Below are 18,197 nucleotides of genomic sequence, written 5' to 3' on the forward strand. Positions count from 1 at the left end.
CACCTACTCATCCATCTTTTCTGGAACAAACTTAAAGTTGATCCAAGTTACGAATAATATAATTACTAATAAAATGTAAGACATTGCTGAAGCAGTTCCCATTTCAAAATATCGGAAAGCATGGTTGTATAAACTCAACATGTACGACATCGTTGACCCATCAGGACCACCCTTTGTCATTAAATACATCGGGTCAAAAATTTGAAAGCTTGCAATTAGTCCTGTAACGAGTAAAAAGAATATCGTCGGTTGAATCATAGGTAATGTAATATAAATGAAGCGTTGTATTGGATTAGCTCCATCGATTTTGGCTGCTTCATAAACACTATCTGGAATTCCTTTCATCGCTGAAATAATAATCAAGATGTTATAACCTAATCCTGTCCAAATGCCCATCACCGCTAATGCAGGTAACGCAGTTGTTACACTACCCAACCAACTATGATTGATTCCCAATAGTTGGTTAACCATCCCAATGAGGGGATCCAATAAAAACACCCACATAGCTGCGACAGCAACAAATGAAGTTACATTAGGAACGTAATATGCTGTTTTAAAGAAGCCTTCTCCTTTTACATTGGCATTTAACGCAGATGCCAAAATGAGTGCAAGAAGTATCCCAATTGGTAAACTAAAGAGAATATATTTTAAAGTTACCAGTAATGAAGGCCAGAAATTTGGATATTTCACCGAATCAAAAAGTAAATTCGTATAGTTTTCAAAACCAACAAACTTAGGTGTACTTCTCATGTTCCATTCTGTGAAACTTAGCACAAATGATAATAAAATAGGCAGTAATAAAAATATACTAAAATAAATGATCATTGGTAAAATGAATAAATAACCAATCTTAGTTTGATCATTAAGGGAACCTTTTTTGATGCTTTTACCTTTTTTTCTAGACGTACTCATACTCTAGATTCACCTCTTTTTCCCCGCAAATTAATTAATAATTGTCTTATGTTCACATGAATCTCATTTCAATTTAGGAAAATGCCAAGATCTTTTCCTAAATTGTGAACAAATCATACAAACAATTTGATTATTTACATATTTTGTTAAGTATAACTTTATTGTGTTGATTGTTTTCGCCATATCACTACAACAAACAAATTTAACTTACCCTCGATGATTGTAAAATATCAAGCCAATTTACAAAAATGGGTCTTTTGAAAAGAAGGGGATGTCCAAAAAGTCAATTCACGACTTTTAGACGCCCCTAGTTGAAAGTGTAGAGCATGGATATATCAGTGTTTCTTTATCAATTGGTATATCGCACCAATAAACAACTTATATTATTCGCTAAATAGAATATCGTTGGCTCTATCTTGTGCTGCACCTAATGTTTCTTTTGCATCTTTACCACTTAATGTTATTTCTTCTAAAGCAGTACCAATAACCTCATCATTAACTTTTAACCAATCTGTTAAGCGTGGACGTGCAACAGCTGTTTCCATTTGTTGTAAAAATACTGATAGATTTTCATCTTCTGCATACTTAGGGTCTTCAGCTGCTTCTAATTGAACAGGGAAATTACCTGTAATATCAGCAACAGCAATTGAATTTTCTTTAGATGTTAAAAATTTCACTAATCCCCATGCTGCTTCAGGGCTATCACTATTTTCATATACTACGATGTTATCTCCACCGATATTTGAATAAGACTGAACACCTTCTTTAGAAGGAATTAATGCAACACCAAAGTTTAAGTCTGGGAAGTTGTTTTTGAATGTGTCAATTTCCCATGGGCCACTAATTTTCGTTGCTAGTTTACCATTTCCGAAAGCATCTTGGCTGTCACGAACTGCTAAATCCGAGTATTTGTATAAGCTGTTCAACAATTCAGCTGCTTCAACTCCTGCCTCTTCACCAAACGTTGCTTCTGTTTCATCTGCATTTACCATACTTCCGCCTCCACTATGAACAAAAGCAGGGAATAACCAAGCTGCCCAGCCACCAGTACCGACTCCTTCATAAGCACCGATTTGATCCTTCGCATACACCTCTTCGGCCATTGCTACCCAATCATCCCAAGTTGCTGGTGGTGTAGGTACTAAATCTTTATTATAGAAAAGAGCTACAGTCGTTTGGTTAAGTGGTAATCCAAATAAATTTCCATCTACTACATTCGTGTCGAATGCGCCTGTGAAATATTGCGTACGATCAATACCATTTTCACCATCTGCATATTCATCTAGTTGAAGTAACGTACCATCTTCAGCAAACTTTGGCACTAACGGTTGGTCTAAGTATGAAACGTCAGGGTTTTTCCCAACAGCAATTGAACTATTTAACTTCGTATTAAAATCATCCTTTGGAATGTATGAAGTTTTTACCGTTACGTCATTTGCTTCTTCATACTCGTCAATAAGTGCATTTAAAGAGTCTTTATGCTCTTTTGAACCTGGCTCATAAGCCCAAAATTCAATTTCATTGCCTCCTTTGGCACCTCCAGCTTTATCTCCTTCATCAGCAGTACCACAACCAGCTAAACCAATTGTTAAAGCAACAGCTGACGCAAATGGCATGAATTTTTTCATGTTAATCATTGTTAAGTTCCTCCTTATAGTTCAATATTTTCTATTAGTTTGTAGAGATTTCACTAATGGTATTCACAAATGTGACAAACATCTTTAATAGGACGTCCTACCAAAATATATGTTATCCACCTCCTTAAGGTGTTAACGTTAACATTTAGTGAAAAACTTTATAGACTCATAACATGAATCCAAAAGTTTTTTTCAGTAACTATTAAGTATCTACTAATGATGAATCTTTAATCTAACTGACTCTCGTTAATACTGCTAACAGAATTTCGTTTAACTAATGACGGCTTCATCATCTTTTGTACGACTTCACCTTCTGGGTTCTCAATTCTTTCTAAGACCAGTCTAGCCAGTTGTTTTCCAGCATCATAAACAGGCTGCTCAATCGTAGTTAGTGATGGATAAGATAATAAATCTATACCTAACCCATCAAACCCTGAAATCGATATTTCTTCAGGAACTTTCCTTCTTAATGTCCTAGCTGCCCTCATCGCACCTAATGCGAGTACATCGCTTGAACAAAAGAGTGCGGTTACATTTTCTTTTGTAAGTAAATCAAGTGTTTTTTCATATCCGCAATTTTCTTCATTAGCTGTAAATCTCATAAATTTATTCTCGACTTTAATTTCATGATCATGGAGTGCTTCGCAAAAACCGTGCAATCGATCAGTTGCAAAACGTTTGTTTTCATTAATACCAATGAAGCCAATTCGCTGATGACCTTGCTTAATAATATGGTCAGTCATTAAATAAGACCCTTTTTTATTGTCAACATCTAACCAATCAATATCAAGGTCGGTGTGTCCGAATAAAACAATAGGTATATCCATCAAACTAGCGAGCCAATCGTCATCTGTCTTATCTAAACCCATTGCAATAATACCATCACATTTCAAAGGGATGTCACGATCTCTTCTCAAAAGGAATGAATAGTAAGATTTACTTAACTCCTCACTAATACCGGCAATCACATTCATTACGAATGGGTTAGCAGCCTCAAGCCTAATTGGAATGTATACGTGAATCACCTTTGTTCGATTAGATACAAGAGCCTTCGCAGCATGATTCGGTTTAAAGTCAAGTTCTTTCATATATTTCATTATTTTTTCTCTCGTCTCTAGCTTCACCTTCTCAGGTGTATTAATCACCCTTGAAACGGTTATTATCGAGACACCAGCGGCTTTCGCCACATCCTTCATTGTGGCCATGTTTTCCCCCTAAGTGACTGTTAACGTTTACATTGATATTATACTCCCGACGATAATTGACGTCAATAAGTTTCACTCGTTTTTTTCATACAATTATATGAATTGAATTTTCTTTTTCACCTGATCGACATATATCATTTCCATTTTACCGTAACAACACTTGCAGGTGGAACTTTATATTCCCCTTTGTTTCCTCTCCAACGAATTGATATATTTTGATCATTATCTGAATTCTTATTTGCAATTGTAACTACTATTGATTGATCAGGATTCATAAAGGCAACTACATCTAATTGTGTATTATCATTTTTTGCGTCTATTCGAATAGGGTTTCCCTCAATTGTCGGATGAACAAATTTGCTTACTTGCCCAAGCGCATAAAATTCGACTTCTTTCCTTACTATACTCTCGTCATTATCAACCGTATACACACCACGACAATTACCACAGCCTCCTAAATGAGGTCCAGATTGTTCATCTAATGCTAGGTTCCATAATAATACCATACTAGAATTATGCAACGGAGTACCTAAAATGATATTTTCCATATTCCACAGAAGATTGTCTTTAAAATTCGTAGCCCAGCCTCCACCTGTTATTTCTGTCATATATAGTTCAGCATTCGGAAATTGTTCGCTTATTTTATCAAAGGCTTTACCGAAATCTTTAATTCCATCAGCTTCATAACCATGAAATGCGATACCTGAAATATAATTTGATGCATATTCATCTTCGAGGAGAACCGTACCATAATTAGCGATGTCTTCTTCAGCTCTAGTATTGTTATCTGTAAAATTGTGATCCCAGCCCATAATTTTTGTTTCAATCCCATTTGCTTCAAAGGCTGGACCTAAATAATTCCCAACAAAATCAGCCTGTTCAAAATGCTCCATATACATAGTTGGGTAATCTCCATGCATAAAATGAGGTTCATTTTGAACAGAGACATAATCGATCGTAAGCCCCTCAGTTTCATATGCCTTAATATATTTGACAAAATAATTTGCATAAACATTATTAAATTCTGTCAAATAAGCTCCACCTAATAACGAATGCGTTGTTTTCATCCAAGCAGGGGCACTCCAAGGAACAGATACTATTTTTACATTCGGATTGATTTCTTTAATTTGTTTGAGAACAGGAATGATAAATTCTTTGTCTGGTTCTATTGAAAAATTTGATAATTCATTGTCAGTATCATATGGATCCTCTAAATCATTATACGTATAATGCTTTCTTTCTCCAAATACAGGTCCTACAAAATCACTTGAGCCCATAGGCACTCTAACAACTGAAAGCCCTATTCCATTTTCTATTGAAAATAAACTTTCTAATATTTCATTACGCTCGGGGGAATTCACTATATTGTACGCAGAGCTATGTGATACAGCAGCCCCGTATCCATAAAATTCTTGATATTGTTTTTTATCATCAACAAGGATTTCTGTGTAATCATTATCCCCCTTCGATAAACCTTTACCCCACGCAAGGTCTTCTTGACGTTCTAATAGGGTGCTTTCATCACCTTTCGTTAGCCAAACTTCAGCAGGTTCCGCTTTTTTATTACTAAACATATTATTACCAGATACAATCACTACACCTATACCGACAACAATACAAGTAAGTAGGATCGTTATAACCAAACCTCTCTTCTTCTTTATCATCAATAATCCTCCCTCGACACATCTTATGATAACGTTATCATAATTAAATAAATGTGTATGCAAAACACGATTTTATTACATTTGAATTTTATAAAATGGATGTCACAACGTCAATACATATTTTTTCTAATAATCTTTTTTTGACTATGGAATTCAATAGTTCTAAGTTTTACTTTCATTTTTAGAAATATACGTATTGAGTAAAAAAAGCCGGTACTTACCAAAACTAATGGTAGACCGACTCTAATAATTAGGCTTGTAGCTTTGCTTTATCTTCTTCCACTAACGCTCTACGTAAGATTTTTCCAACTGCTGTTTTTGGAAGTTCATCACGGAAGTCATAAATTCTAGGTACTTTATAAGCTGCCAAGTGCTTTCTACAATAGGCATCCAGCTCTTCTTCTGTACAATGTTGACCCTCTTTAATTACCACATATGCTTTTACTGTTTCACCCCGGTACGGATCTGGTATACCAGCAACAATCGCTTCTTGGATCTTTTCATTTTCATATAGAACCTCTTCTATTTCTCTAGGATAAATATTATAACCACCTGCTATTATCATGTCCTTTTTACGATCGACAATGAAGAAAAATCCATCTTCGTCCATATAGCCTAAGTCTCCAGTGTATAACCAGCCATCTTTAAGCGTTGCTTCAGTTTCTTCTGGTCGATTCCAATACCCTTTCATGACCTGAGGTCCCTTAACTAAAATTTCACCAATTTCATTTACTTCAGCAGACTTGCCAGTTTCCATAGAAAGTATCATTGCATCGGTATCTGGCCAAGGCACACCAATACTCCCCACTTTCCTCTTATCCCATACCATGTTAGCAATAACAGCAGGTGATGTTTCAGTAAGTCCATACCCTTCTACTAGACGTCCTCCACTAATTTTTTCAAATTGTTCCTGAACTTCAACTGGTAATGGTGCAGAACCACTTATACACGCTTCAATGGATGATAGGTCATACTCATTGATTTTAGGATGGTTTAATAAAGCTATATAAATTGTTGGAGCACCTGGAAAGATTGTAGGCTTGTGTTTATCAATAGCTTTAAGTGTATCTTGAGCATCAAACTTTGGTAATAATATCATTTTAGCTGCATACATTATCGAATAATTCATAACGGTTGTCATTCCATAAACGTGAAAGAAGGGTAGTAAACCTAAAACGCTTTCATTTCCTTTTTTGGATTTATATATCCAGTAATTACACATTGTTGTTTCAGATACTAAGTTCATATGTGTTAGCATTACTCCTTTGGATAAACCGGTCGTTCCTCCAGTATATTGTAGTAATGCCAAGTCTTCGTAAGGGCTGAATTTAATATTGATTTCTTTTGGATCATAATTTTTTAACACGTTCTTAAATAAATTTGTTTTACTATTTTCTTCAATTTTAACTACAATTCCTGATTGCTTTTTTTGTATATAAGGAAAAATCATGTTTTTTGGAAATGGAAGATAATCTTTGATGGAAGTTACAATGACGTGGTCTATATTTGATTTCCCTTTTACGTTCATTACTTTTGGATATAATAAATCAAGACACAAAATGAACGTAGCACCTGAATCAATAAGCTGATGTTCTAGTTCTCTTTCCATATATAAAGGATTTGTTTGAACTACTACTCCCCCTGCAAGTAGTACTCCATAATATCCAATAACCGCTTGGGGACAGTTCGGAAGCATAATTGAAACTCGATCCCCTTTTTTTAACCCCTTGTCGACTAAAAAATTTGCAAATGATAATGACTGATCATAGACTTGACGAAATGTCATTTCTTTCCCAAGAAAATGAAGCGCTTTCTTTTCTGGGTACTCTAATGCCGATTCCTTCAAATACTGGTGTAATGTTTTTTCCTCATAAGCAATAGAAGTCGGAATTTCCTTCGGATAATGCTGAAACCAGACTTTTTCTTTTCCCATCTTTTTTCCCCTTTCGACATTACAAGACATACACACATTACTAGTATAAAACAAAATTGTTAGTTTTTTAATATATTTTTGAATTTTTTTAATATAATAGAACTAACCCCCAGCACTTTATCACATTAACGTACTGGGGGTCAGTCTCTTAATTAACTTTTTTCTGTTTTTCTTTTTCTTCGTCAACTAAAGCACGACGGAGTATTTTTCCTACTGCTGTTTTCGGTAATTCATCACGGAATTCATAGATTCTCGGTACTTTATAAGCAGCTAAATGCTTTCGACAAAATGCATCTAGTTCTTCTTCGGTACACTCTTCACCCTCTTTAAGTACAATGTATGCTTTCACCGTTTCACCACGATAAGCGTCTGGCACTCCTGCGGCAACTGCCTCTAATATTTTGCTATTTTCATATAGCACCTCTTCTATTTCACGAGGATAAATATTATAGCCACCAGCAATAATCATATCTTTTTTGCGGTCGACTATGTAGAAAAATCCTTCTTCATCGACATATCCTAAATCTCCAGTTAAAAACCAACCATCTTTGAAAGAAGCCTCATTTTCTTCTGGACGGTTCCAATAACCTTGAGTAACTTGCGGTCCTTTAATAGCGATCTCACCAATTTCATTAACTTTTGCAGGTTCTCCTGTCTCCATAGAAAAAATGATGCCATCTGTATCAGGAAATGGGATACCAATGCTTCCTAATTTGCGTTTCTCCCACACGGTATTTGCTAGAGCAACCGCTGATGTTTCAGTCAGTCCATAACCTTCAACTAGCCTTCCACCACTTACTTTTTCAAATTGTTCTTGTACTTCTAATGGCAGAGGTGCTGAACCCGATATACATGCTTGGATCGAAGTCAAATCATAATCCTTAATTTTTGGATGATTCAATAATGCAATAAATATTGTCGGTGCCCCTGGAAATACAGTTGGCTTATGTTTATCAATTGCTTTTAATGCATCACCAGCATCGAATTTAGGTAACAAAATCATTTTTGCTCCATATAATGCTGAGAAATTTAAGACTGTGGATAAGCCATAAACATGAAAAAATGGTAAAATACCTAAAACTATATTTTCTTTATCATTATTTTTATATAACCAATGATGGCACATAGTTGTAACTGACGTTAAATTATTATGTGTGAGCATAACTCCTTTGGATAAACCAGTTGTACCACCAGTATATTGTAGTAAAGCTATTTCATCTGGAGATACTTCGATGCTCAACTCATGGGCTTCATAGTTCTTGAGAATACTCTTTAATTTATGGGTATTACTATCTTCTTCTATAGTAACTACAATTCCATGTTGTTTTTTCTGAATGTAAGGATAGATGAGGTTTTTCGGAAATGGCAGATAATCTTTGATGGAAGTTACAATGATGTGTTCAATTTTTGTCTTACCTTTTACATTCATTACTTTGGGATATAGTAAATCAAGGCATAAAATAAAAGTTGCACTAGAATCTACTAGCTGATGCTCTAGCTCTCTTTCCATATATAAAGGATTTGTTTGGACAACTACTCCACCTGCCAAAAACACTCCAAAATAACCAATAACAGATTGAGGACAATTAGGAAGCATTATGGAAGCTGTGTCACCCTTCTTAAAGCCCTTTTCTTTTAAGAAGTTAGCAAACTTAAGCGCTTGTTCATACAGTTCATCAAATGTCATTTCTTTCCCTAAAAAATGAAGCGCTTTCTTTTCTGGCATTTTGCTAGCAGTTTCCTTTAAAAATTCCTGCATCGTTTTTTCTTCATATTTAAGTGATTTTGGTACTTCCTTAGGGTAATGCTCAGTCCAAATCTTTTCAACTTGTTCTATATTCTCCACATTTCATCCCCCTTTTTACCTATTTTCAATTAGGCCCTTATTTTAAGTATAAATGAAATTTGAAAGTTGTCTATTATATTTTGAATTTTTTAATTATTTAGTAATTAACATCCCCCATCTCACTGGGCGAAAACATCTGAGTGGGATGAGGGACTACCCTTTAGAACCCGAGAGCTTTTATAATTTTTTGTCCAGGCATTCTATTCTTTCCTTTATACGGGAAGCTATGGATGTGTATAGCAGGGTTAAAGTTCAATTCAATGATTGCATAGTTTTCTTCAATTTTATTTTTAGTTATATCAGGAATCACCATGTCAACACCACAAATAGTTGCGCCAGCTGCTTTTGCTGCCTTTATTGCAACCGTTTTATACTCGACTGGAATCTCATCAGTGTAATCAATACTGTCACCGCCCGTGCTAATATTAGAATTTTCTCTTAAAAATATTCGTTCTCCATGCTTAGGCATATACATAAAGTCTTTTCCCTGTTCTCGTAAAAACATCTTTTCAGGCTCTCCTAAATCTATTCTTTCCAAAGGAGTCTTATATCCCTTTCCTCTCAGAGGGTCTTTGTTTTTTTCTATGACTAATTCTGTTATGTTACTATATCCATCTCCAATGACATTGGCAGGAACTCTATTAAGTATCCCAACAACATCATCACCGATAACAAGAAATCTGTATTCTTTTCCATCAACAAATTCTTCAATAAGGATAGAAGTGTCATGTGTAAAAGCCATTTCTACTGCTTTTTCAAATAAGTGTCGCGAGAACACGTTTTTTAAAATTGTAATTCCTAGTCCAAAATTTGTTGACTTTGGTTTAATAACTATGTCTTGATTGCAAAATAAACGATACGCGTTTTTTGCCTCATTTATATTATTATAGTATTCACCAATAGGAACCTTTATCCCCGTATGGTTTAGTACTTTCTTAGTCACTAGTTTGTTCTCCATAATTAAGACTGTGCTATATGAATCCAAAGACGTTTTGGTTGCTTGCTTCACATACTCTTGTTTAAATCCATCGTCCAATAATACAAAATTTTCCTGTCTATCTAAGATTTCAAAATTCACGCCCGTTTTAAGTGCATTCATTAGTAGTATTTGTGTGGACAATTCAAGATCTTCATGGTGCAATAAGTTAAATTTCTTTCTTTTACTTTCCTTCAAATGAACTTCTGCTAAATTTAAATGATAATCAATATACGAGTGCTCCTTTACCCCCTTCGATATCACAGAAGAAATAGTTTTTTCTGGATTATCAATCTTCTCTTTGGCGCTTCTAATGATTTCTTTGTACTTATTTTCTTTTATTCCAAGTTGGAGAGCTAGATCTAACATCTTATCCAATATGTTATGTCCCCAATCATGCATACTTATTTTTTCGTGTTCATTTTTTAGCAACATTAACTGTGGCTTTCTACCTAAACTTGCAACAAGATTATGATTCTTTAACGCTATATTTTGATCAATGCCCTTCGTTTCCTTTTCATTGATAAAGAGTGTGAACAGGATAAAAAGATGGAAAAATTCTAATGTATTAAGATCTATTCCCACTTTGTGCAATGGATTAAGATCTAAAATCCTAAATTCTACATAAGCAATGCCGTCTTTACTTAATGAGCTTAAATAATTTTTTTTATCATGAGGTTTTAATTTAACTGGGCTGTAATATTCCTCAACCCTACTTATCTCTCCGGTTTTAATTAACTTATTCAGGTCACGTAAGTACTCTTCAACATTACGGTGAGAAACATGAAAGTTTGTTTTATTTCTATAACCACAAAGCCCATTTCTGAAAGAGCTTCCATATTCTAAATTATTATGTGAACGATCATCACATGTCGAGTCAAAACATTTTTCGGACACACTGGCCCCAAATAAATAGATAAGAAGCCATCTATATTTCAAAAAATTTCTACTGACTTTTAGATAAATCTCATTTTTAAACTCTTTAAATGAGAGCCCAGTGCTTAATTGTTGATGTATCATTTGTAGAAGATGTTCTGTAAAAGAAAAGTTAAAATGGATACCAGAAATGAGCTGTTTTTTCTTACCATATTTTTCAGCCAACTTCATTCTATACTCTTCAGCTTGGTGGCCTTTTGCAGATGAATCATATCGAGCTATAGGAATCGTTTCTTCATTAGGTAATAGAGGCGGAGCGCTTTGAGGCCATAAATATTCATCCTCAAGCTCAAGTGAGACGATATGGTGAATATTTTCAAGAAAGTTATAGCTTTCTTTTATTGTGCTACATGTAGGTGTAATCATTTCTATTTGACTTTCAGAGAAATCAGTTGTGATAAAAGGGTTTTGAAGCTTATTTCCAAATCCTATTGGATGAGGTGATAAAGCTAACTTACCTGTACGATCGACTCTGACATTTTCCTTTTCTAATCCAAAATTCCCTTCAAATACATCTTTTTCAAGACCCAATGTTTTTATTTTATTTATCAAGTTTATCGTTTCTAACATCCTCATACTCCTTCTGATGTTTATTACATCTATATATGTTGTTCTTTTAGTAAGGCTGTTTTCACATTGATTGTCGTTTTTCGTAATAAAAAGGTAAATACGAATAAGCCAAGCGTTCGTGGTACCTTTTCTCATTTAAAATGAAGACCATTGCATAAATTAATTTTTATGACAGCCCTAAATGTATCTCAATAGCAACAATGTTTACGAAAAGAGACTTTTGTAAACTTTTTTATGGTGACAACATTGTAACGAAGCAAAATGCCACGTGCAGCTCGTTCATAGTAAAAAACAATCAATGCACATCAGCTTTAATACAAAATCCTGTATATTAATCAAAAATATTTGATGATCATCCCGAAACTTTAAGTTCCCTCAAGTTTAGTACACTTAGGTTATCAAAGTCGATTATGATCAAATAAACCGTCTGTTTGATGTATAAACTGACAGGTACTGACGAGGATTCAAGTCTTAAAATCCTAACCATTTCATATGTATAAAAACACTGCAATCTTTAATCTAAATTAATCAAATTTTTTTGATATATGTACTCATCTTATTATGATAACCTCAAATAGTCAACTATAATTCAACTTAAATTACTAAATGACTTTAACACACTACCGTACTGATGTTCTGATCCTAAATACATATTTCAAATTGCTGGGCATACAATCTAGTGTTATCTATTTATTGGCTGTTTTCGCATGAAGCGTTTTTCTCCCACCTAGCAAGTATTTCATTCAACCTGTCTACCTATAATATTCGCTGTAGCCTGACCTAGCATTTAACATTTTCTAAAAATAACATTTATCGAAAAGAGCCTAACTATCTTTGAAGGGGGATAATTTCTTATGAGTAGATTACCTGAACCATACAAAATAAAAATGATAGAGCCAATTCGGTTGATTTCTAGAGAAGAAAGAAAACATAAGTTAATAGAAGCTGGTTACAATCCTTTTTTATTAAAAAGTGAAGATGTATATATTGATCTGTTGACAGATAGTGGAACAGGTGCTATGAGTGACAGACAATGGTCTGGACTCATGCTTGGGGATGAATCATATGCCGGGAGTCGTAACTTCTATTACTTAAAGGAGACAGTCCAGCAATTGACAAATTATCAATATGTCATCCCCACTCATCAAGGTCGTGGTTCAGAGCAAGTTCTATTCTCGCAATTAATTAAGAAAGGGCAAGCTGTGTTAGGAAATATGCATTTTGATACAACAAAAGCACATATAGAGTTGAATGGTGGAAAGCCAGTGAACCTCGTAATTTCTGAAGCATACGATACATCAAATCAGCATCCTTTTAAAGGGAATTTTGATACAAATAAATTAGAATCCTATATTCAACAGCACGGTGAGGAAAGTATTGCTTTTATTAATGTGACCATTACGTGTAATAGTGCTGGGGGACAACCTGTTTCTATGGAAAACATAAAGGCTGTTTCCAAAATCGCCAATAATTATCACATACCTCTCATTTTCGATGCAGCTCGCTTTGCAGAGAATGCATATTTTATCAAAATGAGAGAAGATGGCTATAAAGACAAAGATATACGTGCCATTGTAAGAGAAATGTTTGCATATGGAGATGGCTTAACAATGAGTGGCAAAAAGGATGGGCTTGTCAACATTGGTGGACTAATTGTAATAAAGGAAGATGAGAAATTATTTCAACAGTGTACATCAACAATCGTGCCATTAGAAGGTTTTCCGACGTATGGAGGGTTAACCGGAAGAGATATGCAAGCTCTTGCGATTGGATTAAATGAAGTTGTTGAAATTGATTATTTACACCATCGCATAAGCCAAGTACAGTTATTAGGAAAACTACTAGTAAGTTATGATATCCCCATTCAAGAGCCTATCGGAGGCCATGCTGTTTTTGTTGATGCAAAAAAGCTGTTACCACACATTCAACCTAGCCAGTTCCCAGCTCATGCGTTGGCTTGTGAATTATACATTGAAAGTGGTATTCGAGGTGTTGAAATCGGCTCTCTTTTATTTGGAAGAGATAGCGAATCTAGAAAGGACGGGTTGTCAAAGTTAGAATTACTTAGATTAACAATACCGAGAAGAGTATATACTGATAATCATATTCAATATGTAGGAGAATCGTTAGGAAAACTGTCTCATAAACGTTCCCAAATAACTGGTGTTCATTTTACTTATGAACCAACTATACTTCGTCACTTTACTGCTCGCTTTAAACCTATCTAGCCTCAACATAACACGATAATCGCCTTTTTCTATGAATGATCCATTCATTAGAAAAAAGGTTTTTTTATTGGATGTTTTCACCTTAATTTTAACTATCCGTAACAATATCTAAAGACAAATATAACTAACATTCTCAGCATCTTCTCTTTTATAAAGAATATAAAAATCATATTATAGACTTCATCTCCTTCGAATGTAAGTAAAAAAAGCAGCAAAGTAGACGATAATTTTCATGTAATCCCTCCTTTGAATAAAGGCAGAACAGCCTCTCTTCCCACACACAACTAATGAACGTTGATCTATTTAGAACAGCTGACATTTTAGTTCATCTTAGCATGAAAACTTATGCCTGATGTTAACCATCCTATACAGTAAATGTATAAATACAATTCACTGTTCTCATATTAATTGGACTCAATTACCATTTTATAAAGAAGAATGAAAGATCCCAGTTATATTCATAATGTAAGTGCCTTCCCCTTAGTAAGAGTTTATATATTAAAAGGTTAATGATTATAAATAGTTTAAATTATTAGAAAAGTAGAAATATTTAAAATAGTTATAAAAACCTAAGGATTTATGAGCAATCTTTGCTATTTATTCATAAAATGAGGAAATTGTAGTGTTGACTCTCAACCGATAGAATGATAAATTTTAAGAAAATTACAAAATAAAGTAAATTCAAGGATACCTTCATGTGAAAGCGATCTATCTCTTTATTTATGCTGCATGAATGATCGTGTTCCTTGAATGAATTTGTGAATAAATATTTCCCAGTGAAGTAAGCGTCTCTGTAGCCAAACACCAGAATGTAATGCCATTACGTCGTATTACAATTAAAAAGATGCACAATTATGATGAACTATTAGAGTTCAAGAATTGAGTACAAATTTTAAAGAATTATGATATACGGTGACAATTGTATAAAACGATGTTTTTTTGTGGAATTTTTATGTTAATAACAACAAAAATGCTAAAAGAGCCTTTGATAAAGCATCAAATTTATATGTTCTATTTCCTTTCGCTGTTTTCTCATGAAGTTTGTATTTCGAATACCTAAACAAAAACTATAGCCCTTATCCAACGTATTTTAATAAATAGTAACAAAGTATACGAAAAGAGCCTCATTATTTTACTCTTAACGAATGGAGATGTTATGTATGCTTTTTAATGACAAACCTTGTGGAAATTATACGATTGATCGAATCGAAGGTGCGATAGCTGTCCTATTATATAGGGAAGATACATCTAAAGAAATAAATTTACCGTGTACAATGTTACCAGTTGATGCAGTGGAAGGAAGTTTGTTGGAATTATCTCTTGATAACCAAGATCATGTACAAATTAAATTATTTCTCGAAGAGACAGAAAGTGCACGAAAGAGTGTAGAAGCATTACTACAGAAGTTAAGAGGTTGAATTAAAACAAGCTAGCATCGTTAATATTTCATGCTAGCTTCAAGAAATATATGGAAACATCCAATACATTTTTCTTCCATCTTTTAACCTATCTCCAAATTACCTTCAAATTTTTTATATGTTACAAATAAACATTGATACGTAGCTCTTACTCCATGCTCATCTCGATAATTATTATCATATTGTTTAATTACTTCTTTAAAAAACGATGGTTTCTGACAGGATTTTCCAGAATTGCTATTATTGGCTCCTATTTTCTTTATTGCAGTAAAAAATTCATGCACTGTCTGAAAATATTCTATTTCAAGGTCTTCTTCGACCCGAAAATTTTCACTAGGTATTTCATGACTATTATTAAACGCTCCCTTACTGAGGTTTGATAGCTCTAACATCGTGAAAAATGATTGCCCTGGTGCAGTTTCCATTTGAAGATTTAATACCTGTTTTGCCCTATCGTAGCTTGAATGAAGTTCTCTGAAAGTAAGATTTCCAAAGGTGGAAAATGAGATTACTCCTCCTTTATTTAATGCTTTTCTCAGCTTTGTTAACATAAGAGGCAAATTATTTAACCATTGGAAGGTCGCATTCGAAATAATTATATCGTAACCTTCTAGCATTTCTATGTCTTCGATATCTGCGCATAGAAATGTGACGGCTTTGCCATTCAATCGCTTTTTCGCTATGTCAATCATACCTGGAGCTAGATCTACAGCTGTAATTTTTGCATGAGGAAAATTGGTATATATTAAATTTGTTAAATAGCCAGTTCCGCAACCAATTTCTAAAATATTTAACCTATCCCCGTATGTAAATGATGAAAGCTTATTCATTAATTTTTGCGCCATCTTTTTCTGTACGATTGCGTAATTATCATAGGTTTCTGCTCGTTGACTAAAGCGCTTTTTTAATAGCTTCTTATCAATCATCGTCTTTCCCTTTCTTCTATAAATTCCTTAATTAAATTTGCACAAGTTTCTTTCTCGGTAAAAAATGGTATATGGCCAGAATGATGAAGAATGTGTAGAATTGAGTTTGTTATCTTCGTGTGAATATACTTGGAAGCTTCGACTGGGCATATATTATCTTCCACCCCATGAATTAATAAACTCGGGACATCAATGCTTGCTAATTGTTCCCGAACATCTTGTTCAATGAGGTAATCTAACCCTTTTATGAGAGTATTTAAGTCGTTATCAAGAGCACCCGCTATACACAATCGTAAAAATTTATCATATTCTCCCATTTCATGCTCATGTACAGAAAACATTGAGTGATAAAATGCCTGTAATGTTCTGCCTTTATCTCTTCTCAGTTGCCTCTTCATACGTTCTACAATTCGTGGATTCCACCCCGAGAGATAATTGTCCATAATCGTAAAACGACTCGTTCCTCCTACTAAAATTAAACCATCAATATTTTTATGTTTAGTAGCAATATTTATTGCAGCTATTGAGCCCATTGACCATCCTAGGAGATAAACCTCTTTAGTTTTATCATTTAATAAAGATCCCACTCTTTCTTCCAGGTTTGTTCCAGAGATGATGTCTTGCCAGTCTATAAAATTAAAATGGAACAATGGTTCTAAAAGATGGGTCAATGGTAAAAATACTTCCTTTTCCATCCCCCAACCTGGTAACAAAACAAGATGTTTTTTTGACATATTAAATCACCCCTAGACTTTTCCCAACATAAATTATCCTATCCAAAGCCCAATTAATATCTTCGCGTGCTTGAGCTGAAGTAATAGTAAAACGGACTCTCGACTCCTTCTCAGGAACTGTAGGGGGTCTAACCGGGATTGCAGCGATACCTTCTTGTTGAAGTAATCTAGCAAAATGTATTGACCGGTCATTTTCCCCAACAAGTATCGGCACAATCTGTGTTTCACTACTACAAATATTAAATCCATTTCTTAATAATTCACTACGAAAATGATAAGCTAGGTCGTGTAACGACTGTCGCTTCTGACCTGCTTGTTGAGCAATTTCAATTGACTTAATTATCGAGCCTAGCACAGCAGGTGGTAATGCTGTTGTATAAATCAAACTACGCATTCGGTTGATTAAATAGTCTATTAACCACATATCACCAACAACATATGCACCATAAGAACCGAGTGCCTTGCTAAAGGTCCCCATTTGGATGTCCACCTTACTTTGTAGGTGCTCCATTTCCGCATAACCTGTGCCATTTTCCCCATAAACACCCGTTGCATGAGCTTCATCAACCATTAACAATGCATTATAGCGTTCTTTTAATTCAACAAGTCCTTTGAGGTCAGCAATATCCCCATCCATACTAAACACCGTATCTGTAACTATTAATTTTCTTTTCTCTATTGGTTCCCTTTGTAATAAAGCCTCTAAGTGATTTAAGTCTTTATGTCGATAACGTCTATGCTTTGCTCGACTTAAAACAATTCCATCTACTATACTTGCATGGTTTAATTTATCACTAAACACTACATCATCTCGCCCGGTCAAGGCTGAAATAACCCCGATATTTGCTACATATCCACTATTAACAATTATTCCCGCTTCTGTGTGTTTCCATTTTATGAGTTCTTTTTCAGCCTTATCGTAAAGGGGATGACTACCAACTAATAATCGTGACGATGTAGAGCCTACACAATAATGTTGAATAGCTTCAATCATAGCATGTTTCAAACGTTCGTCTCCAGCTAGTCCTAGATAGTTATTTGAGGCAAGGTTTAACATTCTTTGCCCTTCTATCGTTAACCATGCTTGATCAGCATTTTCTGTCATTACGAGAGACCTTCTCGCTGATTCGTTATCTAATGCTAATAATTCATCTGTAATGTCTTTTTCCCATCTACTTACGTGTTCGATCGTTATTCTACCTCCCACACCAT

12 protein-coding genes are annotated in these 18,197 nt (G+C 34.5%); 2 read left to right on the top strand and 10 right to left on the bottom strand.

Going from position 1 to position 18,197, the window contains the following annotated elements:
• Nucleotides 1-3: 3 nt before the first annotated feature.
• The 7 genes from SLH48_RS05650 to gshAB all read right to left on the bottom strand — a co-directional run bounded on the left by SLH48_RS05650 (nt 4) and on the right by gshAB (nt 11,679).
• A complete protein-coding gene (locus SLH48_RS05650) occupies nt 4-912 on the bottom strand; it encodes a sugar ABC transporter permease (protein ID WP_320257334.1) in 909 nt (302 codons plus the stop codon).
• A gap of 383 nt (nt 913-1,295) precedes the next feature.
• Nucleotides 1,296-2,549: an ABC transporter substrate-binding protein gene (locus SLH48_RS05655; protein ID WP_320257335.1), complete on the bottom strand. Its 1,254-nt coding sequence runs from the start codon at nt 2,547-2,549 to the stop codon at nt 1,296-1,298.
• Between the two features lie 227 nt (nt 2,550-2,776).
• Nucleotides 2,777-3,754: a LacI family DNA-binding transcriptional regulator gene (locus SLH48_RS05660; RefSeq protein ID WP_214482283.1), complete on the bottom strand. Its 978-nt coding sequence runs from the start codon at nt 3,752-3,754 to the stop codon at nt 2,777-2,779.
• Between the two features lie 134 nt (nt 3,755-3,888).
• Nucleotides 3,889-5,418 carry a glycoside hydrolase family 30 protein gene (locus SLH48_RS05665; RefSeq protein WP_320257336.1) on the bottom strand — a complete coding sequence of 510 codons (1,530 nt, stop codon included), beginning with the start codon at nt 5,416-5,418 and terminating at the stop codon, nt 3,889-3,891.
• Between the two features lie 250 nt (nt 5,419-5,668).
• Complete coding sequence (locus SLH48_RS05670; RefSeq protein ID WP_320257337.1) at nt 5,669-7,351, bottom strand: AMP-binding protein; 1,683 nt, start codon at nt 7,349-7,351, stop codon at nt 5,669-5,671.
• Nucleotides 7,352-7,499: 148 nt separating this feature from the next.
• Nucleotides 7,500-9,188 (bottom strand): AMP-binding protein, encoded by a 1,689-nt coding sequence (locus SLH48_RS05675; protein ID WP_320257580.1) that lies wholly within the window; start codon nt 9,186-9,188, stop codon nt 7,500-7,502.
• 169 nt (nt 9,189-9,357) lie between these two features.
• Nucleotides 9,358-11,679 carry a bifunctional glutamate--cysteine ligase GshA/glutathione synthetase GshB gene (gene gshAB, locus SLH48_RS05680; RefSeq protein WP_320257338.1) on the bottom strand — a complete coding sequence of 774 codons (2,322 nt, stop codon included), beginning with the start codon at nt 11,677-11,679 and terminating at the stop codon, nt 9,358-9,360.
• An 854-nt stretch (nt 11,680-12,533) separates the two neighbouring features.
• Between gshAB and SLH48_RS05685 the strand changes: the two genes are divergently transcribed.
• Together SLH48_RS05685 and SLH48_RS05690 are read left to right on the top strand one after the other, a co-directional pair.
• Nucleotides 12,534-13,907, top strand: a complete 1,374-nt coding sequence (locus SLH48_RS05685; protein ID WP_320257339.1) for a tryptophanase — start codon at nt 12,534-12,536, stop codon at nt 13,905-13,907.
• Between the two features lie 1,160 nt (nt 13,908-15,067).
• The gene (locus tag SLH48_RS05690; protein ID WP_320257340.1) at nt 15,068-15,325 is read left to right on the top strand and encodes a DUF3006 domain-containing protein; all 258 of its coding nucleotides are present in this window, start codon (nt 15,068-15,070) and stop codon (nt 15,323-15,325) included.
• Between the two features lie 83 nt (nt 15,326-15,408).
• Here the strand turns inward: SLH48_RS05690 and bioC are convergent, their stop codons facing one another.
• Genes bioC through bioF form a run of 3 tightly spaced genes read right to left on the bottom strand, consistent with a single transcriptional unit; the run spans nt 15,409 to nt 18,192 of the window.
• A complete protein-coding gene (gene bioC, locus SLH48_RS05695) occupies nt 15,409-16,251 on the bottom strand; it encodes a malonyl-ACP O-methyltransferase BioC (RefSeq protein ID WP_320257341.1) in 843 nt (280 codons plus the stop codon).
• Entirely contained in the window at nt 16,248-16,985 is a 738-nt protein-coding gene (locus tag SLH48_RS05700) for an alpha/beta hydrolase (RefSeq protein ID WP_320257342.1), read from the bottom strand. Before SLH48_RS05700 ends, bioC begins: the two co-directional genes overlap by 4 nt.
• A 1-nt stretch (nt 16,986) precedes the next feature.
• Nucleotides 16,987-18,192, bottom strand: a complete 1,206-nt coding sequence (gene bioF, locus SLH48_RS05705; protein ID WP_320257343.1) for an 8-amino-7-oxononanoate synthase — start codon at nt 18,190-18,192, stop codon at nt 16,987-16,989.
• Between the last annotated feature and the right edge of the window lie 5 nt (nt 18,193-18,197).

This window comes from Cytobacillus sp. IB215316 (genome assembly GCF_033963865.1).
Classification (GTDB): Bacteria; Bacillota; Bacilli; order Bacillales; family SM2101; genus Nanhaiella; species Nanhaiella sioensis.